The sequence below is a fragment of the Streptomyces sp. E2N166 genome, from assembly GCF_003671715.1.
Classification (GTDB): domain Bacteria; phylum Actinomycetota; class Actinomycetes; order Streptomycetales; family Streptomycetaceae; genus Streptomyces; species Streptomyces thinghirensis.
In genome coordinates this window covers 137,880-163,173 of record NZ_RAIF01000012.1, presented here as the reverse complement: position 1 = coordinate 163,173, position 25,294 = coordinate 137,880, and the positions used below count along the sequence as shown (strand labels likewise).

Below are 25,294 nucleotides of genomic sequence, written 5' to 3'. Positions count from 1 at the left end.
GGTGAAAGAGGCGAGTCCGCCCACCGCCCCCGGCCCGCCGCCGGTTCGGCGCCCCCGGCGGCGCCGGGCGGCCGTCGCCCTGCTCTTCGTCCTGCCCGCGCTGCTCCTGCTGGGCGCGCTCGTCGTCTACCCCGTGCTGTTCTCCGTCGGGCGCAGCTTCTTCGACGCCTCGGGCACGCGTTTCGTGGGCGGCGACAACTACACCGAGATGTTCAGCGACCCGGCCACTCTCAAGGCCGTCCGCAACACGGCCATCTGGGTCGTGATCGCCCCCACGCTGCTGACCGGCCTCGGCCTGATCCTCGCCGTCCTGGTCGAGAAGGTCCGCTGGGCCACCGCCTTCAAGCTGCTCCTCTTCATGCCGATGGCGGTGTCCTTCCTCGCGGCCGGCATCATCTTCCGGCTCGCCTACGACCACGACCCGGACAAGGGCGTCCTCAACGCCGCCGTGACCGGCGTGCACGACGCCTTCGCCGGCACGTCGGCCTATCCGGGCGCCCGCGCCCGCGAGGGACAGGACGGTGGCGGCCTGGTCAAGGCGGCGGACGGGTCGTACCGGACGAGTGCGGGCGTGTCCCCCGGCGACACGGTGGCGCTCGGCCTGGTCGGCGTACTGCCCGACGACCTGCCGTCCGGCACCGAGCCCGCGTACGACGCGGCGGGCCGCGAGGCGGCGGCCGGTGAGGTGAGCGGTGTCGTCTACCTGGACTTCACCCCCGGCGGGGGAGGGGAGCAGGGCCGGGTCGACCGGCGCGAGAACGGGCTGCCCGAGATGACGGTCGAGGCCGTGCGCGACGGCCGTACGGTCGCCACCACGACCACCGCGGCCGACGGCTCCTTCCGCTTCGAGGACCTGGCCGACGGCTCGTACGCCGTCGAGCTGCCCGCGTCGAACTTCGCCCCGCCCTACGAGGGCGTCTCCTGGCTCGGGCCCGCGCTGGTCACGCCCGCGATCATCGGGGCGTACCTGTGGATCTGGACCGGGTTCGCGATGGTGCTGATCGGTGCCGGGCTGTCGTCGCTGCCGCGCGACGCGCTGGAGGCGGCACGGATGGACGGCGCGAACGAGTGGCAGATCTTCCGGCGGATCACCGTGCCGCTGCTGGCGCCGGTGCTGACGGTCGTCTTCATCACCCTCGTGATCAACGTGATGAAGGTCTTCGACCTCGTCTACATCATCGCGCCCGGACCCGTGCAGGAGGACGCGACGGTGCTCGCCACGCAGATGTGGCTGGTGTCGTTCGGCGGCGGCAACAACCAGGGGCTCGGCAGCGCGCTGGGCGTACTGCTCCTGCTGCTCGTCGTCCCGGCCATGGTCTTCAACGTCCGCCGCTTCAAGAGGAGCCAGCGATGAACGCCGTGCGGCGGTATCTGGGCAACGGGGTCGTTCAGGCGTTCCTCGTGCTCATCGGCCTGGTGTGGATGACGCCGCTGGCCGGGCTGTTCCTGTCCTCGCTGCGGTCGGCCGAGGACACGGCCGAGGGCGGCTGGTGGACGGCGCTCGCCAGCCCCGGACAACTGTCCCTCGACAACTACTCCGCGCTGCTCGGCAACTCGGGCATCACCCAGGCCTTCTGGAACACGGTGCTCATCTCCGTGCCGACGACGGTGCTCGTCGTGGTCGTCGGGGCGCTCGCCGGGTACGCCTTCGCGTGGCTGGACTTCCCGGGGCGCGAGCCGATCTTCCTGCTGGTCGTGGCGTTGCTGGTGGTGCCCGTGCAGATCGGACTGCTGCCGGTCGCCAAGCTCTTCGGGCAGCTGGGCCTGTTCGGGACCATCCCGGGTGTCGTGCTCTTCCACGTGGCGTACGGGCTGCCGTTCGCGGTGTTCCTGCTGCGGAACTACTTCGCCGAGATGCCCAAGGAGATGCTGGAGGCGGCGCGGATGGACGGCGGCAACGAGTGGCGGATCTTCACGCGGCTGGTGCTGCCGGTGGGGAAGCCGGCCATCGCCAGCCTCGCCATCTTCCAGTTCCTGTGGGTGTGGAACGACATGCTGGTGGCGCTGTTGTTCGCGGACAGTTCGTCGCAGCCGTTGACGGTGGAACTCCAGTCGCAGATCCGGCAGTTCGGCAGCAACATCGATGTGCTGGCGCCGGGAGCGTTTCTGTCGCTGGTGGTGCCGGTGGTGGTGTTCTTCGCCTTCCAGCGGCACTTCGTGCAGGGGGTCATGGCGGGGTCCGTGAAGTGACGGTGGGTGGGGCGGGGAGGGTTTTCGCCCCCGCCGCCCCCACCCGTTCCCGTCCCCCGGGGGCTGCCGTCCCCAGAACCCCGCTTCGGCCTGAACGGGCCTCGTCCTCAGACGCCGGACGGGCTGAATCAGGCCGACGCCGGTGGGTAGAGGGCCCGCGGTAGCTGTGATGCCGCCGTCGTGTCCAGGAGCCACAGGGTGCGGGCGCGGCCCTGTGCGCCGGCCGCCGGGGCCTGGATCTCGCCCGCGCCCGAGAGAGCCATCGCGACCGCGTTCGCCTTGTCCTCTCCCGCCGCGAGCAGCCACACCTCACGGGCCGCGCGGATCGCCGGCAGGGTCAGGGAGATGCGGGTGGGCGGCGGCTTCGGGGAGCCGTGGACGCCGATCACCATGCGCTCCGTCTCCCGCACGCCCGGGTGCTCCGGGAAGAGCGACGCCACGTGCGTGTCCGGGCCCACGCCCAGCAGCAGGACGTCGAAGGACGGCACCGCGGCGTGGTTCTCGGGAACGGACGCCTCGGCCAGCTCCCGCGCGTACGCCGCCGCCGCGGCCTCCACGTCCGAGCCGTGCGGGCCGTCCGACGCCGGCATCGCGTGCACCCGCTTCGGGTCCAGTGGCACCGAGTCGAGCAGCGCCTCGCGGGCCTGGGTGACGTTGCGCTCCGGGTCGCCCTCCGGCAGGAAGCGTTCGTCGCCCCACCACAGGTCCAGGCCGGCCCAGTCGACGGCGTCCCGGGCCGGGGACCCGGCGATCGCGGCCAGCAGGCCGTTGCCGTTGCGGCCGCCGGTCAGGACCACGGACGCGCTGCCCCGGGAGGCCTGCGCGTCCACGATCCTCGTGATCAGCCGGGCCGCCGCGGCCTCGGCCATCAGCTCCTTGTCACGGTGCACGACCAACTGGGGAGTGCTCACTTCGCCGCCGCCTTCTTCACCGGGGTCTTCTCCTGCGCCGCGTCCTTCGCGGGAGCTTTCGCAGCCGTCTCGACGGGAGCGGGGACCGCGACGGCCCCGCCGTCGGCGCCCCCTTTGTCCGAGGCGTCCGGCGCGTTCAGCCGGTCCACCCCGTACCGGAGCGCCGAGGCGTACGTGTCGTCCGGGTCGAGGCGCCGCAGCTCCTCCGCGATCAGCTCGGCCGTCTCGCGGCGCTTGAGCGCCACCCCGCGGGCCGGCTGGCCCTGGATGGACAGGTTCGCCAGCGAGCCGTCGGCCCGGTCCAGGACGACCGGGCCGCAGTCGGTGTCCATCCGGACCGCCGTCAGACCCGGCCCGTTGGAAGCGGTGCGCTTCACCGGCACGTCCAGCCGGTCCGCGAGCCACATCGCGAGCAGCTCGCAGCTCGGGTTGTACTCCTCGCCCTCCACCTCGACCGCCTGCACCTTGCAGTCGACCTGGTCCAGGGCCGCCGCGAGCATCGACCGCCAAGGCGTGATGCGGGTCCAGGACAGGTCGGTGTCGCCCGGCGTGTAGGCGTCGGCGCGGGCGGCCAGCTCCCGTACCGGCTCCTCGCAGGCGTAGGTGTCGGTGACCCGGCGCTGGGCCAGGGCGCCCAGCGGGTCCCCGGCCGGGTCCAGCGGCGCGTTCACCGGCCACCACACCACGACCGGAGCGTCCGGCAGCAGCAGCGGCAGGACCACCGACTGGGCGTGGTCGACGACGTCGCCGTACAGGCGCAGCACGATCGTCTCGCCGGTGCCCGCGTCGGCGCCGAGCCGTACCTCCGCGTCCAGCCGGGACTTCGTACGGTCCCGGGGCGAGCGCGAGACGCGCTTGATGACGACGAGTGTGCGCGAGGGGTGCTCGTGCGCGGCGTCGCTCGCGGTCTTCAGCGCGTCGTAGGCGTTCTCCTCGTCGGTGACGATGACCAGGGTGAGCACCATGCCGACGGCCGGGGTGCCGATCGCCCGGCGCCCCAGCACCAGCGCCTTGTTGATCTTGCTGGCCGTGGTGTCCGTGAGGTCCGTCTTCATGGGCGGCGCCAGCTCCGTCCGTCTCGTTCGAGCATGTGGTCCGCCTCGACGGGGCCCCAGGTGCCGGCCGGGTACTTCGCCGGCGTGCCGTGCTCGTCCCAGTACTGCTCGATCGGGTCGAGGATCTTCCAGGACAGCTCGACCTCCTCGGTGCGCGGGAAGAGGTTGGCGTCGCCCAGGAGCACGTCGAGGATGAGGCGCTCGTACGCCTCCGGGCTGGACTCCGTGAAGGACTCGCCGTACGCGAAGTCCATGGACACGTCCCGGATCTCCATCGACGTGCCCGGCACCTTGGAGCCGAAGCGGACGGTGACGCCTTCGTCGGGCTGGACGCGGACGACGATCGCGTTCGAGCCGAGTTCCTCGGTGGCCGTGGAGTCGAAGGGGGAGTGCGGCGCGCGCTGGAAGACGACCGCGATCTCGGTGACCCGCCGGCCGAGGCGCTTGCCGGTCCGTAGGTAGAAGGGGACGCCCGCCCAGCGGCGGTTGTCGATGCCGACCTTGATCGCGGCGTAGGTGTCGGTCTTCGACTTCGGGTCGATGCCGTCCTCTTCGAGGTAGCCGACGGCCTTCGCGCCGCCCTGCCATCCCGCCGCGTACTGGGCGTGCACGGTGTCCCGGCCCAGGTCCTTGGGGAGCCGGACCGCGCCGAGCACCTTGGTCTTCTCCGCCGCGAGCGCGTCCGCGTCGAAGGAGGCGGGCTCCTCCATCGCGGTCAGCGCGAGCAGTTGGAGGAGGTGGTTCTGGATGACGTCACGGGCGGCGCCGATGCCGTCGTAGTAGCCGGCCCGGCCGCCGATGCCGATGTCCTCGGCCATCGTGATCTGGATGTGGTCCACGTAGGACCGGTTCCAGATCGGCTCGAACATCGTGTTGGCGAAACGGAGCGCCAGGATGTTCTGGACGGTCTCCTTGCCCAGGTAGTGGTCGATGCGGAAGACCTGGTCCGGGGCGAAGACCTCGTGGACGATCGCGTTGAGCTCCTCGGCCGACTTCAGGTCGTGGCCGAACGGCTTCTCGATCACCGCGCGGCGCCAGGAGCCGCTCGACTGGTCGGCCAGCTGGTGCTTCTTCAGCTGCTGGATGACCACCGGGAAGGACTTCGGCGGCACCGACAGGTAGAAGGCGAAGTTGCCGCCCGTGCCCTGCGCCTTGTCCAGCTCGTCGATGGTGCCGCGCAGCCGCTCGAAGGCCTCGTCGTCGTCGAAGGTGCCCTGGACGAAGCGCATGCCCTGGCTGAGCTGCTGCCAGACCTCCTCACGGAAGGGGGTCCGCGAGTGTTCCTTGACGGCGTCGTGCACGACCTGGGCGAAGTCCTCGTGTTCCCAGTCGCGGCGGGCGAAACCGACGAGCGAGAAGCCCGGCGGCAGCAGACCCCGGTTGGCGAGGTCGTACACGGCGGGCATGAGCTTCTTGCGGGAGAGGTCGCCGGTGACGCCGAAAATGACCAGACCCGACGGCCCCGCGATACGCGGGAGCCGTCGGTCTGCGGGGTCACGCAGCGGGTTGCTGCTTGACAATGTTTTAGCCCTCCGAGGGGGCGAGGCGCTTCAGCTCCGCCTCGGTCGACTTCAGCAGGTCGTTCCAGGAGTCCTCGAACTTGTCGACGCCCTCCTTCTCCAGCAGCTGGACCACCTCGTCGTAGCCGATCCCGAGCTTCTCGACCGCGTCGAGGTCGGCGCGGGCCTGCTCGTAGGTGCCGGCGACGGTGTTGCCGGTGATCTCGCCGTGGTCCTCGGTGGCGAACAGCGTCGCCTCCGGCATGGTGTTGACCGTGTTCGGCGCGACCAGGTCGGTGACGTACATGGTGTCGCTGTACGCCTTGTCCTTCACGCCGGTCGACGCCCACAGCGGACGCTGCTTGTTGGCGCCCGCCTTCTCCAGGGCGTTCCAGCGGTCTGAGGAGAAGACCTCCTCGTACGCCTGGTAGGCGAGCCGCGCGTTGGCGACGGCGGCCTTGCCGCGCAGCGCCTTGGCCTCGTCGGTGCCGAGCGCGTCGATCCGCTTGTCGATCTCGGTGTCCACGCGGGACACGAAGAAGGACGCCACCGAGTGGATCCGGGAGAGGTCGAGGCCGCGCTCCTTGGCCTTCTCCAGGCCGGTCAGGAAGGCGTCCATGACCAGGCGGTAGCGCTCCAGCGAGAAGATCAGCGTGACGTTGACGCTGATGCCCAGGCCGATGGTCTCGGCGATCGCCGGGATACCGGCCTCGGTCGCCGGGATCTTGATCAGCGTGTTGGGCCGGTCCACCAGCCAGGCCAGCTGCTTGGCCTCGGCGACCGTCGCCTTGGTGTTGTGCGCGAGGCGCGGGTCGACCTCGATGGAGACCCGGCCGTCCTTGCCGCCGGTGGCGTCGAAGACGGGGCGCAGGATGTCGGCGGCGTCGCGGACGTCCGCCGTGGTGATCATGCGGATGGCCTCTTCGACCGTGACCTTGCGGAAGGCGAGGTCGGAGAGCTGCTGGTCGTAGCCGTCGCCCTGCGAGATCGCCTTCTGGAAGATCGACGGGTTGGTGGTGACGCCCACGACGTGCTGCTGGTCGATCAGCTCGGCGAGGTTGCCGGACGTGATCCGCTTGCGCGACAGGTCGTCCAGCCAGATCGCGACGCCTTCATCGGAGAGGCGCTTGAGTGCGTCTGTCATGGAAAATGCATCTCCTACGTGTCGTGTGTCAGCGTCAGCGCTGGGCTGCGGTCAGCGATTCCCGGGCAGCGGCGGCCACGTTCTCGGCAGTGAAGCCGAACTCGCGGAAGAGCACCTTGCCGTCCGCCGAAGCACCGAAGTGCTCCAGGGAAACGATGCGGCCGGCATCCCCCACGTACTTGTGCCAGGTGAGGCCGATCCCGGCCTCGACCGCGACGCGGGCCCTCACGGACGGGGGCAGGACGCTGTCCCGGTACCCCTGGTCCTGCTGCTCGAACCACTCGACGGACGGCATGGACACCACGCGGGTCGGCACACCGTCGGCCTGGAGCCGCTCGCGCGCCTCGACGGCGACGTGCACCTCGGAACCGGTGGCGATGAGGACGACCTCGGCCTCGGTGCCCTGCCCTTCGGGCCCTTCCGCCTCGAACAGCACGTAGCCGCCCTTGGCCGCGTCCTCGTTCGGCTCGTACGTCGGCACGCCCTGGCGGGTCAGCGCCAGACCGTGCGGCTGGCCCTTGCCGAACTCCTTCGTCCAGCGGCGCAGGATCTCGCGCCAGGCGATGGCCGTCTCGTTGGCGTCCGCCGGGCGGACCACGTTCAGACCAGGGATGGCGCGCAGCGAGGCGAGGTGCTCGACGGGCTGGTGGGTCGGGCCGTCCTCGCCCAGACCGATGGAGTCGTGCGTCCACACGTACGTCACCGGCAGGTGCATCAGCGCCGACAGCCGCACGGCGTTGCGCATGTAGTCGGAGAAGACCAGGAACGTTCCGCCGTAGACGCGGGTGTTGCCGTGCAGCGCGATGCCGTTCATCTCGGCGGCCATCGCGTGTTCGCGGATGCCGAAGTGAATCGTGCGGCCGTACGGGTCCGCCTCGGGCAGCGGGTTGTCCGCCGGGAGGAAGGACGACGTCTTGTCGATCGTGGTGTTGTTCGAGCCGGCCAGGTCGGCCGAGCCGCCCCACAGCTCGGGAATGATCGCGCCGAGCGCCTGGAGGACCTTGCCGGACGCGGCGCGGGTGGCGACGCCCTTGCCGGTCTCGAAGACCGGGATCTTCTCCTCCCAGCCCTTGGGCAGCTCACCCTGGGCGACACGGTCGTACTCGGCGGCGCGCTCGGGGTTGTTGTCCCGCCACTGCTGGAAGGCCTTCTCCCACACGGCGCGGGCCGCCTGGCCCTTCTCCAGCGCCTTGCGGGTGTGGCCGATGACCTCGTCGGAGACCTCGAAGGTCTTCTCCGGGTCGAAGCCCAGCACCCGCTTGGTCGCCGCGACCTCGTCGTCGCCGAGCGCCGAGCCGTGCGCGGCCTCGGTGTTCTGGGCGTTCGGGGCGGGCCAGGCGATGATCGAGCGCATGGCGATGAAGGACGGCCGGTCGGTGACCTGCTTCGCCGCCTCGATCGCGTCGTAGAGCGCGTTCGGGTCCAGGTCGCCGTCGGGCTTCGGGGCGACCCGCTGCACGTGCCAGCCGTACGCCTCGTAGCGCTTGCAGGTGTCCTCGGAGACGGCGGTCTCGGTGTCGCCCTCGATCGAGATGTGGTTGTCGTCCCAGAGCAGGACCAGGTTGCCGAGCTTCTGGTGGCCCGCGAGGGAGGAGGCCTCGGCGGAGATGCCCTCCTGGAGGCAGCCGTCACCGGCGACGCAGTAGACGAAGTGGTCGAACGGGGAGGTGCCCTCGGCGGCCTCCGGGTCGAACAGGCCGCGCTCGTAGCGGGCGGCCATCGCCATGCCCACCGCGTTGGCGACACCCTGGCCGAGCGGGCCGGTCGTCGTCTCCACGCCCGTGGTGTGGCCGTACTCGGGGTGGCCCGGGGTCTTGGAGCCCCACGTCCGGAAGGACTCCAGGTCCGCCAGCTCCAGGCCGAAGCCGGCCAGGTACAGCTGCGTGTAGAGGGTCAGGGACGAGTGGCCGGCGGACAGCACGAATCGGTCGCGCCCGACCCAGTTCGCGTCGGCGGGGTCGTGCCGCATCACCTTCTGGAAGAGGGTGTAGGCGGCGGGCGCCAGGCTCATCGCCGTACCCGGATGGCCGTTGCCAACCTTCTGTACGGCATCGGCGGCCAGGACGCGGGCGGTGTCCACGGCCCGCTGGTCCAGTTCGGTCCACTCGAGGTCTGTGGTGGTCGGCTTGGTGCTCACCCTGAGTCAGGGCTCCTCTCCACATGTCGGATGCCGGTGCACGTGGGCGCCCACCGGCTGCCGGCGCGTCCTGAGTCGGGCCGGCCGTTGTTGAGCCTACCCCCGTAAGTACGTGCGTTTTTCCGCTGGAAACCAGACTGCCGGGACTCTCCTGGATCCGCCTGTCGACTGGGCGAAACCGCATTCGGCAAGTGAATACGGAGCCGCTCATCTGACCGCTCAATCGACCGTCCGAACGCACGTCGGAGCACCCCCTTCAACACGACCCCACCCCCGCGAAGGCCGAGGTATGGGCAACGTCTAAAGTGGCGTGGTACGCGCGAGCCTTTACCGCCACTTCACACGGTCGGGCTTGCTGGGAGTCTCTGTCAGGGGTGTGCGTGACGGCCGTTGAATCCCGTCCTGCGGGGGTTATCGGGACGAGCCAGAGCCCGAGTCACCGGCCGTTCGGGGCCCGTGTCAAGGCGTTCGTGGCGTTGACCAAGCCGCGGATCATCGAGCTTCTGCTGATCACCACCGTTCCGGTGATGTTCCTGGCCGAGCAGGGTGTTCCGGATCTGAAGCTGGTGCTGCTGACCTGTGTCGGCGGTTACCTGTCCGCGGGCGGCGCCAACGCGCTGAACATGTACATCGACCGCGACATCGACGCGCTGATGGACCGGACCTCGCAGCGGCCACTGGTGACCGGCATGGTCAGCCCGGCCGAATGCCTCGTCTTCGGCATCACCCTGGCCATCGTCTCGACGCTGCTGTTCGGCCTCACCGTCAACTGGCTGTCGGCCTGGCTCTCGCTCGGCGCACTCCTCTTCTACGTCGTCGTCTACACGATGATCCTCAAGCGCCGCACCTCGCAGAACATCGTCTGGGGCGGCATCGCCGGCTGCCTGCCGGTACTCATCGGCTGGTCGGCCGTGACCAACTCGATGTCCTGGGCGCCGATCATCCTCTTCGGGGTGATGTTCTTCTGGACGCCGCCGCACTACTGGCCGCTGTCCATGAAGGTCAAGGAGGACTACGCGCGCGTCGGCGTGCCGATGCTCCCGGTCATCGCCTCCAACAAGGTCGTCGCCCGGCAGATCGTCATCTACAGCTGGGTGATGGTCGTCGTGTCGCTGCTGCTGACGCCGCTCGGCTACACCGGCTGGTTCTACACGGCGGTGGCCCTGCTGGCCGGCGGCATGTGGCTGTGGGAGGCACACGGGCTGCAGAACCGCGCCAAGGCGGAGGCGACGGGCGGCAAGCTCAAGGAGATGCGGCTCTTCCACTGGTCCATCACCTACGTGTCGGTGCTGTTCCTGGCGATCGCGGTGGATCCCTTCCTGCGCTGAGCGTCTCCTCGTAAAGGCTCCGACGGGCGGGGTGCGTGGCCAAGGCCACGCACCCCGCCCGTCGCCGTTTGATCTACCCGTCGGTAGCATCCTGGTCATGGCAGACACGCAGCAGGTTGACACGAAGGCCGACCGGTGGGCCGAGCGCCGGGTGACCCGGCTGGCCGGGCGGATCGACTCCTTCTCCAAGGCGCACGGCGGCGCCGAGGGCCAGGTGGCCTACCTCGGTGAGCGCGGCGCCCGGATCGTGCTCGTCGGCGCCGACGGCGCCTGGGGCGACCTGGTCGCGCGCTCCTACGAGACGGCACAGAAGGCCGTGGAGAAGTCCGGGATCACCGTCCACGAGGACTTCGACGGCGAGTTCGCGGCCAAGGTGGAGACCGGCCCCTACGAGTGGTCGCGCATGGCGGGCATCCAGGTGGGCGGCCCGAGCAACACCTGAGACCGGGTTCACCCGTTAGGACCGTAGGAAGCCGTCAGGCTCACGAGCCGCGAGGCCCACGAGCCGCACGGCGCACGGTCCCATCGCGGGGAGTCCGGATGATCGAAACGCCGTCCCTGGTGGACCAGTACTGCCACGGCGTCCTGAGAACGGAGCTGGGCCTCGGCACCTTCGAGGCCCGGCTGGCCCGCACCGAGGGACCGCCCGCGCCGGGCACCACCCTCTTCGACACCCAGACCGGCTTCGCGGTACGCCGCTGGTGCCCGCCCCTGCTGGGCCTGGAACCGCACTGCCCGCCCGCCCGCTATCTGGCCCGGCGCCGCGAACTGGGTGTCATGGAGGCCGACCGCCGGCTGCTGCGCGGCAGCGGCATCACGACCTACCTGGTCGACGCGGGCCTGCCCGGCGACCTCACCGGCCCAGCCGAGATGGCGTCCGCGGCGGACGCGGACGCTCACGAGATCGTGCGCCTCGAACTCCTCGCCGAGCAGGTCGCCGACACCTCCGGCACCGTCGAGTCCTTCCTCGCCAACCTCGCCGAGGCCGTGCACGGCGCCGCCGCGAACGCGGTCGCCTTCACCTCCGTCGCGGGCGTACGGCACGGTCTGGCGCTCGCGCCGGAACCCCCTGGCCCGGGGGAGGTGCGCGGCGCCGCCGCCCGCTGGCTGACCGGACGCGAGGTCGGCGGTGAGCTGAGCGACCCGGTACTGCTGCGCCACCTGCTGTGGATCGCCGTCGCCTCGGGCCTGCCGCTCCAGCTGCACGCGGGCCTCGGCGAGCCCGGCCTGCGCATCGACCGCACCGACCCGGTCCTGCTGACGGACTTCGTGCGGGCGACCGCCGGCCTCGGCACCGACCTGGTCCTGCTGCACGGCTACCCGTACCACCGCCACGCCGCTCACCTCGCCGGCGTCTTCCCGCACGTCTACGCCGACTCGGGCGCCGCCCTGGTGCGCACCGGCGCCCGCGCGGCTACGGTCCTCGCGGAGATCCTGGAGCTGGCCCCCTTCGGCAAGATCCTGTTCTCCAGCGGCGCCCAGGGCCTGCCCGAGCTGCACGTGGTCGCCGCCCGGTTGTTCCGCGAGGCCCTGGGACGGGTGCTGGGCACCTGGGTGGCCGAGGGGGCATGGTCCCTGGGGGACGCGCAGCGGGTGGCGGGGATGATCGCTTCGGGGAACGCGGGGCGGGTGTACGGGCTGGAGTGAATCGCGGACAATGACCGGATGCGGACCGACGCCCTGCTCGATCGCTTTCTCCAAGAGCTGCGACCCCTCGCCCCCGTCGCCGTCTGGGCCCACGGCTCACTGGCGGGCGGCGACTACCAGGAGGGCCGCAGCGACCTCGACCTGATCGCGGTGCTGGGCCGCCCGGTCACCGCCCGCACGGCCTGGCGGCTGGGCCTGCTCCACGCCCGACTGGGCGCCGAGCCGCTCGCGGAACAGCTGCACTGCACCTATCTGTCGCCCGACACCGTCGCGGACTCCGCGCGACGCCACCTGACCTGGGCCCACGGACGGCTTTTCAAACGGCCCGTCACCGAGGTCACGCGGCGCGAGCTGCACGGCTTCGGGCGCGTCCTGCACGGTCGGTCGCCGCACAGTGTGCTGCCGCCCGTGTCCGACACCGAACTGGCCGCGTTCGTCGTCCGGGACCAGCGGGACTTCTGGCGGCCGGCCGTGCGCCGGGACGGGCTGTGGCGGCAGGACGTCTGGGTCGACCTGGGACTGCTCACCTTCGCCCGCGCCACCGTCACGCTGCGGGACGGTGACCTGATCTCCAAACGGCAGGCCCTCACGGAACTCCGCGGCCTCGACGCGCCCGACGAGGTCGTCGCGGACATCGAGGGACGGCGCTACGGGAACCCGGTGCCGCCCGAGGCCGGCTGGACCGCCCGCCGGAGCGAGCTGACCCGGAGCTACCTGGGCCCGGCCATCGACACGCTGGTCGCCTCGTACTCCTGAGCCGGCAGCGCGGGCGCCGGCTCCTCCGGCCGCTCGCGCAGCGCCAGCAGCACTCTCAGCGCCGCGATCCACATCACACACGAGCCGAACATGTGCAGGGCGACCAGGACCTCGGGCAGGTCGGTGAAGTACTGGACGTAGCCGATGGCCCCCTGCGCGAGCAGCACCAGGAACAGGTCACGGGTGCGGGCCAGCGGGCCCTTGGGCGCGTCGACCGCCTTCAGGACGAACCACAGGGCGAACGTCAGCGTCACCACGATCCACGCCAGCACGGCGTGCAGCTTGCTCACCGTCTCCCAGTCGAGCGGCATCCGGGGGACGTCGCTGGAGTCGCCCGCGTGCGGACCGGCCCCGGTGACCACCGTGCCGACCGCGATCAGCAGCGCGGAGACGGCGATCAGCGCCCAGACCAGCTGCTGGACGGCCTTGCCGACCAGGGGGCGCGGTGCCGCGTCGCCCTCCCGGGTGCGCTGCCACGTCACGGTCGCGACCGCGATCAGCGCGGTCGACAGCAGGAAGTGCGCCGCGACGGTGTACGGGTTGAGGCCGACCAGGACCACGATGCCGCCGAGGATCGCGTTGCCCATCACGATCCAGAACTGCAGCCAGCCCAGCCGCGTCAAACCACGTCGGTAGGGCTTCTGAGACCGCGCGGCGATGATCGCCCAGCCGACCGCGGCGCACAGCACGTAGGTCAGCAGGCGGTTGCCGAACTCGATGACGCCGTGGAAGCCCATCTCGCTGGTGGTGGTCAGCGAGTCGTCGGTGCACTTGGGCCAGGTCGGGCAGCCGAGGCCCGAGCCGGTCAGGCGCACGGCACCGCCGGTGACGACGATGACCACCGCCATGGTGAGCGCGGTGAGGGCCGCCCGGCGGACCGTCCGGGGCTCCGGGGTCCAGCGTGCGGCGATGAAGGCGAGCGGGTTGCGCACGGCGGCTGCGGCGTCGGCGCGGGTCACGTTTGGCACGCCGTCCATCGTAGGCGTCCGCTTGTGCACGCTTTCACTAGGGTCCCGTCTCCGGCCCGGGCGCCTACTCCCAGCGGAAGAACCTCCCGGCCGCCGCGAGCCCCACGACCGCCCACACGGCGAGGATCCCCAGGTCGCCCCAGGGCATCCCGGCCCCGTGCTGGAGGACGTCCCGCAGCCCGTCCGAGAGGGCGGAGATCGGCAGCAGCCCCAGCACGCTCTGCGCCGCGTCCGGGAACTGGTCCAGCGGCACGATCACCCCGCCGCCCACGAGCAGCAGCAGGAAGACCAGGTTGGCGGCGGCCAGCGTGGCCTCCGCCTTCAGCGTGCCCGCCATCAGCAGCCCGAGCCCGGAGAAGGCGGCCGTGCCGAGGACCAGGAGCAGCAGCACGGCGAACGGGCTGCCGTGCGGCGACCAGCCCAGCGCGAGGGCGATCACCGTCAGCAGCACGATCTGGAGCACCTCGGTGACCAGCACGGACACCGTCTTCGCGGTCATGAGGGCCCAGCGCGGCAGCGGCGAGGCGGCGAGCCGCTTGAGCACGCCGTACCGGCGCTCGAAACCGGTGCCGATGGCCTGCCCGGTGAACGCCGTCGACATCACGGCGAGCGCCAGGACGCCGGGTGCGAGGAAGTCGACGGCCTCGCCGGCGCCGGTGTCGATGATGTCCACGGAGCTGAACAGGACGAGCAACAGCGTCGGGATGATCACCGTCAGCAGCAGCTGCTCGCCGTTGCGCAGCAGCATCTTCGTCTCGAGCACGGCCTGGGCCGCGATCATGCGGCCGAGTGGCGCGGCACCGGGCTTCGGTGTGTACGTGCCGCTGGTTGTCGTCGTCATGAGCGCGGCTCCTTGCCCGTCAGCTCCAGGCTGTGTCTTCCCGGGGGACAGCCCCCGGACCCCCGGCCGGTCCCGGTGCGGACCTGAATCATGAGCGCAGCTCCTTGCCCGTCAGCTCCAAGAACACGTCCTCCAGGGTGTGCCGCTCCACCGAGATGCGGTCCGGCATCACCCCGTGCTGGGCGCACCAGGAGGTCACCGTGGCGAGCAGCTGGGGGTCGACCTTGCCGTTGACGCGGTAGGAGCCCGGGGTCAGCTCGGCGGCCGCCGAGTCCGCGGGCAGCGCCTTGAGCAGGGACGCGACGTCCAGTCCGGGCCGGCCGGAGAACCGCAGGGTGTTCTCGGCGCCGCCGCGGCACAGCTCCTCGGGCGAGCCCTGCGCGACGACCCGGCCGGCGTCGATGATGGCGACGTCGTCGGCCAGCTGCTCGGCCTCGTCCATGTGGTGCGTGGTGAGGATCACCGAGACGCCGTCGCCGCGCAGATCCCGTACGAGGTCCCAGGTGGCGCGGCGGGCCTGCGGGTCCAGGCCGGCGGTCGGCTCGTCCAGGAACACCAGCTCCGGGCGGCCGACCACGGCCATCGCCAGGGCGAGCCGCTGCTGCTGGCCGCCGGAGAGCCTGCGGTACGTCGTCCGGCCGCACGAGCCGAGGCCGAGCCGCTCGATCAGCGCGTCGACGTCCAGCGGGTGGGCGTGCAGCTTCGCGACGTGGCGCAGCATCTCGTCCGCGCGGGCGCCGGAGTAGACGCCGCCGGACTGGAGCATCACGCCGATCCGGGGCCGCAGCTCGGAGCCCTGTGCCACCGGGTCGAGGCCCAGCACGCGCACCGTGCCGGAGTCGGGCCTGCGGTAACCCTCGCAGGTCTCGACGGTGGTCGTCTTGCCCGCCCCGTTGGGGCCGAGTACGGCCGTCACACCCGCCCGGGCCACCAGGTCGAGGCCGTCCACCGCGGTCTTCGTGCCGTACCGCTTCACCAGGGCCTGGACCTGGACCACGGGCTCGCTTCGCATGGGTCACGAGTCTAGGTACGCGGCCGGGGACTCGGGCGCGGGGGTGCGGGATCTCCTCCGCAGGGGTGGGCGTACGGGGCGCTCGGGGGGCCCGTACGCGGGTGGTCGCGGGGTTGGCTGGGCGGTGTCCGTGGCGTCGGTGTGCGGTTGGGCACGGGGATGCGCGGGTGGGCACGGGGAACGGCGCTCATCGGCGTACGGCGCTCAGGGCCCGTGAGCCGTCGCTCGTGTGGGGCGCCGGGCTCGCGAGGCCCCGTGCGGGCCGCTGAACGGTGCCGGTGCGGGCGGGCACGCGAACCGGCACGTGGTTCGAGGCCGGCCGTCCGGGCCGTCACGCACGGGGACGGTGCAGCGGCAGCCAGCGCCCCGCGTAGGCGACCGCGTCCGCCAGCGGGAACAGTCGCGTGACGGCCGCGCCGACCCGTCCCCGTACGACGGGGCGGTCCCGTTCGAAGTCGTGGCCCAGCTCGTCGAACCGGTCCGAGGTGATCGACACCTCGGTGACCCGTTCCCAGCCCACCGGTCCCGGCCTGCCCACCTCCACCAGCGGGGACGGAATCCGGTACTCGGCGAGGTGGAAGCCCGTGCACGCCTCGAAGCCGGCGCCGAGCAGCAGCACCCGGGCGCCCAGCCGCTCCAGGGTCGCCAGCGGACTGCGCTCGCCCAGCCGGCAGTCGGTCGCGTGCCCCGCGACCACCTCGGCGGCGCGTGGGCCGAGGGCCGCGAAGGACGTCTGCGGGTGCGCGCTGCGCAGGGCGCCCGGCCAGGTGCGCACGGTCTCGGGGAGCACCCCGACCCCGCGCGAGGGCGTGATCAGCGGGTCGTAGGCGGGCATCGCGGTCCGGACGGTGTCCCACCACTCCTCGGGCACCGGGGGGCTCTTCCACAGGGCAGGGTCCGAGAGGTCGCCGGTCTGGGTGGGGACCACCAGCGTGCCGTCCGGGCCGAGCGCGTCGAGCAGTCCCTGGACGACCGCGACCGGACCTCCGCAGACCCAGCCGAGGGAGCTGAGGGAGGAGTGCACCAGGAGGGTGTCGTCGGTCCGCACACCCAGCTCGCGCAGCCCGGCGGCGATCGTGCCGCGGGTGACGAGTGGGCCGGTGGGAGGGGGTGTGGGCATGCCGGGGAGTGTCCCGCAGGCCGGCACCGGGCGCCACCGGATTGATCGATCAAAGATCGTTTCCGCAGGTCAGGTTAGGTGTACCTAAGTGACGCAGGGCACCGCACGAAGATCCGGACGCGGCTTGCCGACCCCGGAGGAATTACGCAACAATGGCGTTGTGAAAAACGTTGGCGAGGCTCCGCAGGAGGAACTCGCGACCGGTGAGCGGTCCACCCGCAACCGCGTCGCGCGCTCCGTCCTGGACCACGGGCCGTCGACCGTCGCCGAGCTCGCCGGGCGTCTGGGTCTCACCCAGGCCGCCGTCCGGCGCCACCTCGACGCGCTGGTCGCCGACGGCGTGGTCGAAGCCCGTGAGCAGCGGGTCTACGGCACGCGCACGCGCGGGCGACCCGCCAAGGTCTTCGCGCTCACCGACTGCGGCCGGGACGCCTTCGACCAGTCGTACGACAAGCTGGCCGCGGACGCCCTGCGCTGGATCGGTCGTCAGGAGGGCGGGGAGCAGGCGGTCGCCGCCTTCGCCCGCGCCCGGATCGCCGCTCAGGGAGGCGCGTACCGCAAGGCGGTCGAGTCCGTCCCGCCCGAGAAGCGCACGGAAGCGCTGGCCAAGGCCCTGAGCGCGGACGGGTACGCTGCTACCGCGCGGAGCGCACCCCACCCCCAGCAGGGCGAGCAGCTGTGCCAGCACCACTGCCCGGTCGCCCACGTCGCAGAGCAGTTTCCGCAGCTGTGCGAGGCGGAGACGGAATTTTTCGCCGAGCTGCTCGGTACTCATGTACAGCGGCTCGCGACCATCGCGCACGGCGACGGGGTCTGCACCACGTTCATTCCGAAGACTTCGCACGCGCCGCCGCCCGCGGCGCAGGCGCCCACGAACACCGCTAACGCATCTGCAAGCACGGCCGGGAGGAACCCCGCATGACTCTCCCCACGGAGACTGCTCACCCTGAGCTCGAGGGCCTGGGCAAGTACGAATACGGCTGGGCCGACTCCGACACGGCCGGCGCCTCTGCCAAGCGCGGCATCAACGAGGACGTCGTCCGCGACATCTCCTCGAAGAAGAACGAGCCGGAGTGGATGACCAAGCTCCGCCTCAAGGGCCTGCGCCTCTTCGAGAAGAAGCCCATGCCGAACTGGGGCTCGGACCTGTCGGGCATCGACTTCGACAACATCAAGTACTTCGTGCGCTCCACGGAGAAGCAGGCGGAGTCCTGGGAGGACCTGCCCGAGGACATCAAGAACACGTACGACAAGCTCGGCATCCCCGAGGCGGAGAAGCAGCGCCTCGTCGCCGGTGTCGCGGCCCAGTACGAGTCCGAGGTCGTCTACCACCAGATCCGTGAGGACCTGGAGGAGCAGGGCGTCATCTTCCTGGACACCGACACGGCCCTGAAGGAGCACCCGGAGCTCTTCAAGGAGTACTTCGGGACCGTCATCCCCGTCGGCGACAACAAGTTCGCCTCGCTGAACAGCGCGGTGTGGTCCGGCGGCTCCTTCATCTACGTGCCGAAGGGCGTGCACGTCGAGATCCCGCTCCAGGCCTACTTCCGTATCAACACGGAGAACATGGGCCAGTTCGAGCGGACCCTGATCATCGTCGACGAGGGTGCCTACGTGCACTACGTCGAGGGCTGCACGGCTCCGATCTACAAGTCGGACTCCCTGCACTCCGCCGTGGTCGAGATCATCGTCAAGAAGAACGCCCGCTGCCGCTACACGACCATCCAGAACTGGTCGAACAACGTCTACAACCTGGTCACCAAGCGCGCCGTGGCGTACGAGGGCGCGACCATGGAGTGGATCGACGGCAACATCGGCTCCAAGGTGACGATGAAGTACCCGGCCGTCTACCTGATGGGCGAGCACGCCAAGGGCGAGACCCTGTCCATCGCCTTCGCGGGTGAGGGCCAGCACCAGGACGCCGGCTCCAAGATGGTCCACATGGCGCCCAACACGTCCTCCAACATCGTCTCCAAGTCCGTGGCGCGCGGCGGTGGCCGCACCTCCTACCGCGGTCTCGTCGAGATCGGCGAGGGCGCCCACGGCTCCAAGTCGAACGTGCTGTGCGACGCGCTGCTCGTCGACACCATCTCCCGCTCCGACACGTACCCCTACGTGGACGTCCGCGAGGACGACGTGTCCATGGGGCACGAGGCGACCGTCTCCAAGGTCTCCGAGGACCAGCTCTTCTACCTGATGAGCCGCGGTCTGAGCGAGTTCGAGGCGATGGCGATGATCGTGCGCGGCTTCGTCGAGCCGATCGCCAAGGAACTGCCGATGGAGTACGCCCTCGAGCTCAACCGGCTGATCGAGCTGCAGATGGAAGGCGCGGTCGGTTAAGACCCGCCCCCGAAGCAGTCGCCAGATTTCTGACGTAGGAAGAGAGCAGACCGACAGCCATGGCTGAGGCTCAGAACATCCCCGTGGGGTCCACCACCGCGGGCCAGATCGCGGTGGCCGCCGAGTCGACCGTCGCCACGCGCATGAGCGCGCCCGCGTCCTTCGACGTGGCGGACTTCCCGGTCCCGCACGGCCGCGAGGAGGAGTGGCGGTTCACGCCGCTGGAGCGGCTGCGCGGGCTGCACGACGGCACCGCGGTCGCCACCGGCGACGGCGTGAAGGTCGACATCGACGCGCCCGAGGGCGTCGTCGTCGAGACCGTCGGCCGTGACGACGCGCGCATCGGCAGGGCGGGCACCCCCGTGGACCGGGTCGCCGCCCAGGCCTACTCGGCGTTCGAGAAGGCCGGCGTGCTCACCGTCCCCAAGGAGACGGTCCTCACCGAGCCGATCCGCATCGCCGTGCACGGCGAGGGCGGCACCGCCTACGCCCACCAGGTCGTCGAGCTGGGCGCCTTCGCCGAGGCCGTGGTCGTCATCGACCACACCGGCGACGCGGTGCTCGCCGCCAACGTCGACTACGTCCTGGGCGACGGCGCCAAGCTGACCGTCGTCTCCGTCCAGGACTGGGACGACAAGGCCGTGCACGTCGGCCAGCACAACGCGCTGATCGGCCGGGACGCGACCTTCAAGTCGTTCGTGGTCACCTTCGGCGGCGACCTGGTCCGGCTGCACCCGCGCGTCGCCTACGCCGGTCCCGGCGGCGAGGCCGAGCTGTTCGGCCTGTACTTCACCGACCAGGGCCAGCACCAGGAGCACCGCCTCCTGGTCGACCACAACGTCCCGCACTGCAAGTCCAACGTCGTCTACAAGGGCGCGCTGCAGGGCGACGACGCGCACGCGGTCTGGATCGGCGACGTGCTCATCGAGGCCGCGGCCGAGGGCACCGACACCTACGAGATGAACCGCAACCTCGTCCTCACGGACGGCGCGCGGGTCGACTCGGTGCCGAACCTGGAGATCGAGACCGGCGAGATCGTCGGCGCCGGTCACGCCTCCGCCACCGGCCGCTTCGACGACGAGCAGCTCTTCTACCTGATGGCGCGCGGCATCCCCGAGATCGACGCCCGCCGCCTGGTGGTCCGCGGCTTCTTCGCCGAGCTGGTCCAGCAGATCGGCGTCGCGGACATCGAGGAGCGTCTGCTCGCCAAGATCGACGAGGAGCTGGAGGCGTCGGTCGCATGACCTTCGTACGCGTCTGTGGAGCGGACGAGCTGGAGGAGGACACCCCCAAGAGGGTGGAACTCGACGGCACGCCGATCTCCGTCGTGCGGACCGAGGGCGAGCTGTTCGCGATCCACGACATCTGCTCGCACGCGAACGTCTCCCTCGCCGAGGGCGAGGTCGACGACTGCCACATCGAGTGCTGGCTGCACGGCTCGCGCTTCGACCTCCGTTCCGGCAAGCCCGACAGTCTTCCGGCGACGCGCCCCGTCCCCGTATACCCCGTAAAGATCGAAGGGGACGACGTGCTCGTCTCCCTCTCCCAGGAGTCCTGAGGCACCCATGGCAACGCTTGAAATCCGAGACCTGCACGTCACCGTCGAGGCCGACAACGCCACGAAGGAGATCCTCAAGGGCGTCGACCTCACCGTGAAGCAGGGCGAGACGCACGCCATCATGGGCCCGAACGGCTCCGGCAAGTCGACCCTCGCCTACTCCCTCGCGGGTCACCCCAAGTACACGATCACCGGCGGCACCGTGCTGCTCGACGGTGAGGACGTCCTGGAGATGTCCGTCGACGAGCGCGCCCGCGCCGGCCTGTTCCTCGCGATGCAGTACCCGGTCGAGGTCCCCGGCGTCTCGGTCTCCAACTTCCTGCGCACCTCCGCCACCGCCGTCCGCGGCGAGGCCCCCAAGCTGCGCCACTGGGTGAAGGAGGTCAAGGAGACCATGGAGCGCCTCAACATGGACCCCGCCTTCGCCGAGCGCAACGTCAACGAGGGCTTCTCCGGCGGTGAGAAGAAGCGCCACGAGATCCTCCAGCTCGAGCTGCTCAAGCCGAAGATCGCGATCCTCGACGAGACCGACTCCGGCCTCGACGTCGACGCCCTGCGCGTCGTCTCCGAGGGCGTCAACCGCGTCCACGAGTCCGGTGAGGTCGGCACCCTGCTGATCACGCACTACACGCGCATCCTGCGCTACATCAAGCCCGACCACGTCCACGTCTTCGCGAACGGCCGCATCGCCGAGTCGGGCGGCCCCGAGCTGGCCGACAAGCTGGAGGCCGAGGGCTACGAGGCATACACGAAGGGCGGCGCATCCGAGTGACACAGCTGCCGGGCCTCCTCGACACCGAGGCGATCCGCAAGGACTTTCCGATCCTGGACCGCCAGGTCCACGACGGGCGGAAGCTCGTGTACCTGGACAACGCGGCGACCAGCCAGAAGCCGCGTCAGGTGCTGGACGCGCTCAGCGAGTACTACGAGCGCTACAACGCCAACGTCCACCGTGGTGTGCACGTCCTCGCCGAGGAGGCCACGGCACTGTACGAGGGCGCGCGGGACAAGGTCGCGGAGTTCATCAACGCCCCCTCCCGCGACGAGGTGATCTTCACCAAGAACGCCTCGGAGTCGCTCAACCTGGTCGCGAACATGCTGGGCTGGGCCGACGACCCCTACCGCGTGGACTCCGACACCGAGATCGTCATCACGGAGATGGAGCACCACTCCAACATCGTGCCGTGGCAGCTGCTGGCGCAGCGCACCGGTGCGAAGCTCCGCTGGTTCGGCCTCACGGACGACGGCCGTCTGGACCTCTCGAACATCGAGGAGGTCATCACCGAGAAGACGAAGATCGTCTCCTTCGTGCTGGTCTCCAACATCCTGGGCACCCAGAACCCGGTCGAGGCGATCGTGCGCCGCGCCCAGGAGGTCGGCGCGCTCGTCTGCATCGACGCCTCCCAGGCCGCGCCGCACATGCCGATGGACGTACAGGCCCTCCAGGCCGACTTCGTGGCCTTCACCGGCCACAAGATGTGCGGCCCGACGGGCATCGGCGTCCTGTGGGGCCGCCAGGAGCTGCTGGAGGACCTCCCGCCCTTCCTCGGCGGCGGCGAGATGATCGAGACGGTCTCGATGCACTCCTCCACGTACGCCCCGGCTCCCCACAAGTTCGAGGCGGGCACGCCCCCGATCGCGCAGGCGGTCGGTCTGGGCGCGGCGATCGACTACCTCGACTCGATCGGCATGGACAAGATCCTGGCCCACGAGCACGCGCTGACCGAGTACGCGGTCAAGCGCCTGCTGGAGGTCCCGGACCTGCGCATCATCGGCCCGACGACGGCCGAGGAGCGCGGCGCGGCGATCAGCTTCGCGCTCGGCGACATCCACCCCCACGACGTGGGCCAGGTCCTCGACGAGCAGGGCATCGCGGTCCGGGTCGGCCACCACTGCGCCCGCCCCGTCTGCCTCCGCTACGGAATTCCTGCGACCACGCGAGCGTCGTTCTATCTGTACTCCACGCCGGCCGAGATCGACGCACTGGTCGACGGTCTGGAGCACGTACGGAACTTCTTCGGCTGACGGGACGAGCGAAGAGCATGAAGCTGGACTCCATGTACCAGGAAGTCATCCTGGACCACTACAAGAACCCGCACGGGCGTGGTCTGAGGGACGGCGACGCCGAGGTGCACCACGTCAACCCGACGTGCGGCGACGAGATCACGCTGCGCGTGAAGTACGACGGCACGACGATCAGTGACGTCAGCTACGAGGGCCAGGGCTGCTCGATCAGCCAGGCGAGCGCCTCCGTGCTGAACGACCTGCTGGTCGGCAAGGACCTCGCCCAGGCGCGGCGGATCCAGGAGACCTTCCTGGAGCTGATGCAGTCCAAGGGCAGGATCGAGCCGGACGACGCGATGGAGGAGGTCCTGGAGGACGCGGTCGCGTTCGCCGGGGTCTCGAAGTACCCGGCCCGGGTGAAGTGCGCCCTGCTGAGCTGGATGGCCTGGAAGGACGCGACGGCCCAGGCACTGGACGGCGCCGACGCCGAGAAGGAGACGACGGCATGAGTGAGACCGTGGAAATGAAGCCGGCCTCCGAGGAGGAGGTCCGCGAGGCCCTGCTGGACGTCGTGGACCCCGAACTGGGCATCGACGTCGTCAACCTGGGCCTGATCTACGGCGTCCACATCGACGACGCGAACATCGCGACCATCGACATGACCCTGACGTCGGCGGCCTGCCCGCTGACGGACGTGATCGAGGACCAGGCCAAGTCCGCCACGGACGGCATCGTCAACGAGCTGCGGATCAACTGGGTCTGGATGCCGCCGTGGGGCCCGGACAAGATCACCGACGACGGCCGCGAGCAGCTGCGCGCGCTGGGGTTCAACGTCTGAGACACACCACTGAGCGACAGGAACGGCGACACCCGCACCGGGTGTCGCCGTTCCCGCGTCCGGGGGCTTCCGGGGGCTTCGTTATGTACGCTCGTACACATGGGATATCTGCTCCTGGCCGGAGCCATCGCCGCCGAGGTCGCCGGGACCACCGCCATGAAGTACAGCGAGGGCTTCAGCAGGCTGGGTCCCTCACTGCTGACGGCACTCGCGTACGTCCTCTCCTTCGCGCTGCTCGCCCAGACCCTGAAGGTCCTCGCCGTGGGCACGGCGTACGCCATCTGGGCCGGCGTGGGCACCGCCGCGATCGCCGCGATCGGCGTGGCGTTCATGGGCGAGGGGATGACCGTGACCAAGGCCGCCGGCATCGCACTGATCATCATCGGCGTGGTCGTCCTCAACCTGGGCGGAGCGCACTGATGTCCCGCCGCTACGACCCGGAACGACGGCAGCGCATCATCGACGCGGCGATCCGGGTGGTCGGACACAAGGGCATCGCCGGCCTCAGCCACCGCACCGTCGCCGCCGAGGCCGGCGTACCCCTCGGCTCGACGACGTACCACTTCGCGACCCTGGACGAACTCCTGGTCGCCGCCCTGCGCCAGGCGAACGAGGGCTTCGCCAAGGTGGTCGCCGCGCACCCGGGCCTGTCCGACCCCGACGCCGACCTGCCGGGCGAACTGGCCCGCGTCCTCGGCGAGTGGCTGGGCGGCGACCGCACGGGCGTGGAGCTGGAGTACGAGCTGTACCTGGCCGCGCTGCGCCGCCCCGCCCTGCGTCCGGTGGCGGCGGAGTGGGCCGAGGGCGTCGCCGAACTGCTCGCCCACCGCACGGACCCGCTCACGGCACGGGGCCTGGTCGCGCTGATGGACGGCGTCTGCCTCCAGGTGTTGCTGACGAACGCGCCGTACGACGAGGAGTACACGCGGGAGGTGCTGGCGCGGGTGATCCCACCGGGCCGGTGACCGCGGGGCGAGACGCACGAGGGGTCGGCTCGCTTCCGCGGGCGACGGCCGGTTAGGTTGCCCTCATGACCGACACGACTGCTCCCCGCACCACCGGCGCCGTGGCCGCCGGGCTTGCCACGATCGCCGCCGACGGCACCGTTCTCGACACCTGGTTCCCGGCCCCCGAACTGACCGCTGAGCCCGGCCCGTCCGGCACCGAGCGCCTCTCCGCCGAACAGGCCGCCGAACTCCTCGGCGGCGGTGCGACCGCGGCGGTCGGTCCGGACGCCCGGCGTGGCGTCGAAGTGGTCGCGGTCCGCACGGTCATCGCCTCGCTGGACGAGAAGCCGGTCGACACGCACGACGTCTACCTGCGCCTGCACCTGCTCTCCCACCGCCTGGTCAAGCCGCACGGCCAGAGCCTGGACGGCATCTTCGCCCACCTGGCCAACGTCGCCTGGACCTCGCTGGGCCCGGTCGCCGTGGACGACATCGAGAAGGTGCGCCTCAACGCCCGCGCCGAGGGCCTGCACCTCCAGGTCACCTCGATCGACAAGTTCCCGCGCATGACGGACTACGTCGCCCCCAAGGGCGTCCGCATCGCCGACGCCGACCGCGTCCGCCTCGGCGCGCACCTCTCCGAGGGCACCACGGTCATGCACGAGGGCTTCGTCAACTTCAACGCGGGCACGCTCGGCACCTCCATGGTCGAGGGCCGCATCTCCGCGGGCGTCGTCGTAGGCGACGGCTCCGACATCGGCGGCGGCGCCTCCACCATGGGCACCCTCTCCGGCGGCGGCAACGTGCGCATCACCATCGGCGAGCGCTGCCTGGTCGGTGCCGAGGCGGGCGTCGGCATCGCGCTGGGCGACGAGTGCGTGGTCGAGGCCGGTCTCTACGTCACCGCCGGCACCCGCGTGACGATGCCCGACGGCCAGGTCGTCAAGGCCCGCGAACTCTCCGGCGCCTCCAACATCCTCTTCCGCCGCAACTCGGTCA

General features: G+C 70.6%; 26 protein-coding genes. 17 read left to right on the top strand and 9 right to left on the bottom strand.

Annotated features, from left to right (window positions below; genetic code table 11):
- The first annotated feature begins 1 nt into the window (after position 1).
- The gene (locus EBH09_RS08395; protein WP_121746414.1) at positions 2-1,354 is read left to right on the top strand and encodes a sugar ABC transporter permease; all 1,353 of its coding nucleotides are present in this window, start codon (positions 2-4) and stop codon (positions 1,352-1,354) included.
- Positions 1,351-2,190: a carbohydrate ABC transporter permease gene (locus EBH09_RS08390; protein ID WP_121746413.1), complete on the top strand. Its 840-nt coding sequence runs from the start codon at positions 1,351-1,353 to the stop codon at positions 2,188-2,190. The genes EBH09_RS08395 and EBH09_RS08390 overlap by 4 nt, the downstream gene beginning before the upstream one ends.
- A 128-nt stretch (positions 2,191-2,318) precedes the next feature.
- On the opposite strand, the gene pgl is transcribed toward EBH09_RS08390, so the two are convergent.
- Genes pgl through tkt form a run of 5 tightly spaced genes read right to left on the bottom strand, consistent with a single transcriptional unit; the run spans position 2,319 to position 8,936 of the window.
- Positions 2,319-3,101 (bottom strand): 6-phosphogluconolactonase, encoded by a 783-nt coding sequence (gene pgl, locus EBH09_RS08385; RefSeq protein ID WP_121746412.1) that lies wholly within the window; start codon positions 3,099-3,101, stop codon positions 2,319-2,321.
- Entirely contained in the window at positions 3,098-4,156 is a 1,059-nt protein-coding gene (gene opcA / locus EBH09_RS08380) for a glucose-6-phosphate dehydrogenase assembly protein OpcA (RefSeq protein ID WP_121746411.1), read from the bottom strand. Before opcA ends, pgl begins: the two co-directional genes overlap by 4 nt.
- Positions 4,153-5,676 (bottom strand): glucose-6-phosphate dehydrogenase, encoded by a 1,524-nt coding sequence (zwf, locus tag EBH09_RS08375; RefSeq protein WP_121746410.1) that lies wholly within the window; start codon positions 5,674-5,676, stop codon positions 4,153-4,155. Before zwf ends, opcA begins: the two co-directional genes overlap by 4 nt.
- 4 nt (positions 5,677-5,680) lie before the next feature.
- The gene (gene tal / locus EBH09_RS08370) at positions 5,681-6,799 is read right to left on the bottom strand and encodes a transaldolase (RefSeq protein WP_121746409.1); all 1,119 of its coding nucleotides are present in this window, start codon (positions 6,797-6,799) and stop codon (positions 5,681-5,683) included.
- A 34-nt stretch (positions 6,800-6,833) separates the two neighbouring features.
- The gene (tkt, locus tag EBH09_RS08365) at positions 6,834-8,936 is read right to left on the bottom strand and encodes a transketolase (RefSeq protein WP_121746408.1); all 2,103 of its coding nucleotides are present in this window, start codon (positions 8,934-8,936) and stop codon (positions 6,834-6,836) included.
- Between the two features lie 374 nt (positions 8,937-9,310).
- Here tkt and EBH09_RS08355 point away from each other — a divergent pair, with 374 nt between their 5' ends.
- The 4 genes from EBH09_RS08355 to EBH09_RS08340 all read left to right on the top strand — a co-directional run bounded on the left by EBH09_RS08355 (position 9,311) and on the right by EBH09_RS08340 (position 12,667).
- Complete coding sequence (locus EBH09_RS08355) at positions 9,311-10,264, top strand: heme o synthase (protein ID WP_193776195.1); 954 nt, start codon at positions 9,311-9,313, stop codon at positions 10,262-10,264.
- 97 nt (positions 10,265-10,361) lie between these two features.
- Positions 10,362-10,706, top strand: coding sequence for a hypothetical protein (locus tag EBH09_RS08350; protein ID WP_193776194.1), 345 nt, complete (start codon positions 10,362-10,364; stop codon positions 10,704-10,706).
- Between the two features lie 98 nt (positions 10,707-10,804).
- Positions 10,805-11,911, top strand: coding sequence for an amidohydrolase family protein (locus tag EBH09_RS08345; protein ID WP_121746405.1), 1,107 nt, complete (start codon positions 10,805-10,807; stop codon positions 11,909-11,911).
- An 18-nt stretch (positions 11,912-11,929) separates the two neighbouring features.
- Entirely contained in the window at positions 11,930-12,667 is a 738-nt protein-coding gene (locus tag EBH09_RS08340; protein ID WP_121746404.1) for a nucleotidyltransferase domain-containing protein, read from the top strand.
- Here the strand turns inward: EBH09_RS08340 and EBH09_RS08335 are convergent.
- From EBH09_RS08335 to EBH09_RS08320, 4 genes are all read right to left on the bottom strand, one after another.
- A complete protein-coding gene (locus tag EBH09_RS08335) occupies positions 12,622-13,644 on the bottom strand; it encodes a COX15/CtaA family protein (RefSeq protein ID WP_121746403.1) in 1,023 nt (340 codons plus the stop codon). The genes EBH09_RS08340 and EBH09_RS08335 overlap by 46 nt on opposite strands.
- Before the next feature lie 55 nt (positions 13,645-13,699).
- Positions 13,700-14,476, bottom strand: coding sequence for an ABC transporter permease (locus EBH09_RS08330; RefSeq protein WP_121746402.1), 777 nt, complete (start codon positions 14,474-14,476; stop codon positions 13,700-13,702).
- A gap of 88 nt (positions 14,477-14,564) precedes the next feature.
- Positions 14,565-15,488: an ABC transporter ATP-binding protein gene (locus tag EBH09_RS08325; protein WP_121746401.1), complete on the bottom strand. Its 924-nt coding sequence runs from the start codon at positions 15,486-15,488 to the stop codon at positions 14,565-14,567.
- 331 nt (positions 15,489-15,819) lie between these two features.
- Positions 15,820-16,608, bottom strand: a complete 789-nt coding sequence (locus EBH09_RS08320) for an AAC(3) family N-acetyltransferase (RefSeq protein ID WP_121746400.1) — start codon at positions 16,606-16,608, stop codon at positions 15,820-15,822.
- Between the two features lie 160 nt (positions 16,609-16,768).
- On the opposite strand from EBH09_RS08320, the gene EBH09_RS08315 reads away from it, so the two are divergent.
- From EBH09_RS08315 to dapD, 11 genes are all read left to right on the top strand, one after another.
- A complete protein-coding gene (locus tag EBH09_RS08315; RefSeq protein WP_121746399.1) occupies positions 16,769-17,530 on the top strand; it encodes a metalloregulator ArsR/SmtB family transcription factor in 762 nt (253 codons plus the stop codon).
- Entirely contained in the window at positions 17,527-18,948 is a 1,422-nt protein-coding gene (gene sufB / locus EBH09_RS08310) for a Fe-S cluster assembly protein SufB (RefSeq protein ID WP_121746398.1), read from the top strand. Before EBH09_RS08315 ends, sufB begins: the two co-directional genes overlap by 4 nt.
- Positions 18,949-19,007: 59 nt before the next feature.
- The gene (sufD, locus tag EBH09_RS08305) at positions 19,008-20,192 is read left to right on the top strand and encodes a Fe-S cluster assembly protein SufD (RefSeq protein ID WP_121746397.1); all 1,185 of its coding nucleotides are present in this window, start codon (positions 19,008-19,010) and stop codon (positions 20,190-20,192) included.
- A complete protein-coding gene (locus EBH09_RS08300; RefSeq protein ID WP_121746396.1) occupies positions 20,189-20,506 on the top strand; it encodes a non-heme iron oxygenase ferredoxin subunit in 318 nt (105 codons plus the stop codon). The genes sufD and EBH09_RS08300 overlap by 4 nt, the downstream gene beginning before the upstream one ends.
- Before the next feature lie 7 nt (positions 20,507-20,513).
- A complete protein-coding gene (gene sufC, locus EBH09_RS08295) occupies positions 20,514-21,278 on the top strand; it encodes a Fe-S cluster assembly ATPase SufC (protein WP_121746395.1) in 765 nt (254 codons plus the stop codon).
- Positions 21,275-22,531, top strand: coding sequence for a cysteine desulfurase (locus EBH09_RS08290; protein ID WP_121746394.1), 1,257 nt, complete (start codon positions 21,275-21,277; stop codon positions 22,529-22,531). The genes sufC and EBH09_RS08290 overlap by 4 nt, the downstream gene beginning before the upstream one ends.
- Before the next feature lie 17 nt (positions 22,532-22,548).
- A complete protein-coding gene (gene sufU, locus EBH09_RS08285) occupies positions 22,549-23,019 on the top strand; it encodes a Fe-S cluster assembly sulfur transfer protein SufU (protein WP_121746393.1) in 471 nt (156 codons plus the stop codon).
- Complete coding sequence (locus tag EBH09_RS08280) at positions 23,016-23,348, top strand: metal-sulfur cluster assembly factor (RefSeq protein ID WP_055416328.1); 333 nt, start codon at positions 23,016-23,018, stop codon at positions 23,346-23,348. The genes sufU and EBH09_RS08280 overlap by 4 nt, the downstream gene beginning before the upstream one ends.
- Positions 23,349-23,447: 99 nt before the next feature.
- Positions 23,448-23,768: a multidrug efflux SMR transporter gene (locus EBH09_RS08275; protein ID WP_121746392.1), complete on the top strand. Its 321-nt coding sequence runs from the start codon at positions 23,448-23,450 to the stop codon at positions 23,766-23,768.
- Complete coding sequence (locus EBH09_RS08270; RefSeq protein ID WP_121746391.1) at positions 23,768-24,313, top strand: TetR family transcriptional regulator; 546 nt, start codon at positions 23,768-23,770, stop codon at positions 24,311-24,313. Before EBH09_RS08275 ends, EBH09_RS08270 begins: the two co-directional genes overlap by 1 nt.
- A 65-nt stretch (positions 24,314-24,378) precedes the next feature.
- Positions 24,379-25,294, top strand: a 916-nt coding sequence (gene dapD, locus EBH09_RS08265; RefSeq protein ID WP_121746390.1) for a 2,3,4,5-tetrahydropyridine-2,6-dicarboxylate N-succinyltransferase, incomplete at its 3' end; no start/stop codon positions are given.

Excerpts from the sequence above, each read along its gene's own strand:
- tal (WP_121746409.1), bottom strand. The coding sequence starts at position 6,799 with ATGACAGACGCACTCAAGCGCCTCTCCGATGAAGGCGTCGCGATCTGG.
- opcA (WP_121746411.1), bottom strand. The coding sequence starts at position 4,156 with ATGAAGACGGACCTCACGGACACCACGGCCAGCAAGATCAACAAGGCG.
- sufU (WP_121746393.1), top strand. The coding sequence starts at position 22,549 with ATGAAGCTGGACTCCATGTACCAGGAAGTCATCCTGGACCACTACAAG.
- EBH09_RS08350 (WP_193776194.1), top strand. The coding sequence starts at position 10,362 with ATGGCAGACACGCAGCAGGTTGACACGAAGGCCGACCGGTGGGCCGAG.
- EBH09_RS08300 (WP_121746396.1), top strand. The coding sequence starts at position 20,189 with ATGACCTTCGTACGCGTCTGTGGAGCGGACGAGCTGGAGGAGGACACC.
- sufB (WP_121746398.1), top strand. The coding sequence starts at position 17,527 with ATGACTCTCCCCACGGAGACTGCTCACCCTGAGCTCGAGGGCCTGGGC.
- EBH09_RS08280 (WP_055416328.1), top strand. The coding sequence starts at position 23,016 with ATGAGTGAGACCGTGGAAATGAAGCCGGCCTCCGAGGAGGAGGTCCGC.
- EBH09_RS08275 (WP_121746392.1), top strand. The coding sequence starts at position 23,448 with ATGGGATATCTGCTCCTGGCCGGAGCCATCGCCGCCGAGGTCGCCGGG.
- EBH09_RS08320 (WP_121746400.1), bottom strand. The coding sequence starts at position 16,608 with ATGCCCACACCCCCTCCCACCGGCCCACTCGTCACCCGCGGCACGATC.
- sufD (WP_121746397.1), top strand. The coding sequence starts at position 19,008 with ATGGCTGAGGCTCAGAACATCCCCGTGGGGTCCACCACCGCGGGCCAG.
- EBH09_RS08335 (WP_121746403.1), bottom strand. The coding sequence starts at position 13,644 with ATGGACGGCGTGCCAAACGTGACCCGCGCCGACGCCGCAGCCGCCGTG.
- sufC (WP_121746395.1), top strand. The coding sequence starts at position 20,514 with ATGGCAACGCTTGAAATCCGAGACCTGCACGTCACCGTCGAGGCCGAC.
- EBH09_RS08340 (WP_121746404.1), top strand. The coding sequence starts at position 11,930 with ATGCGGACCGACGCCCTGCTCGATCGCTTTCTCCAAGAGCTGCGACCC.
- EBH09_RS08330 (WP_121746402.1), bottom strand. The coding sequence starts at position 14,476 with ATGACGACGACAACCAGCGGCACGTACACACCGAAGCCCGGTGCCGCG.
- EBH09_RS08390 (WP_121746413.1), top strand. The coding sequence starts at position 1,351 with ATGAACGCCGTGCGGCGGTATCTGGGCAACGGGGTCGTTCAGGCGTTC.
- EBH09_RS08325 (WP_121746401.1), bottom strand. The coding sequence starts at position 15,488 with ATGCGAAGCGAGCCCGTGGTCCAGGTCCAGGCCCTGGTGAAGCGGTAC.
- EBH09_RS08345 (WP_121746405.1), top strand. The coding sequence starts at position 10,805 with ATGATCGAAACGCCGTCCCTGGTGGACCAGTACTGCCACGGCGTCCTG.
- EBH09_RS08270 (WP_121746391.1), top strand. The coding sequence starts at position 23,768 with ATGTCCCGCCGCTACGACCCGGAACGACGGCAGCGCATCATCGACGCG.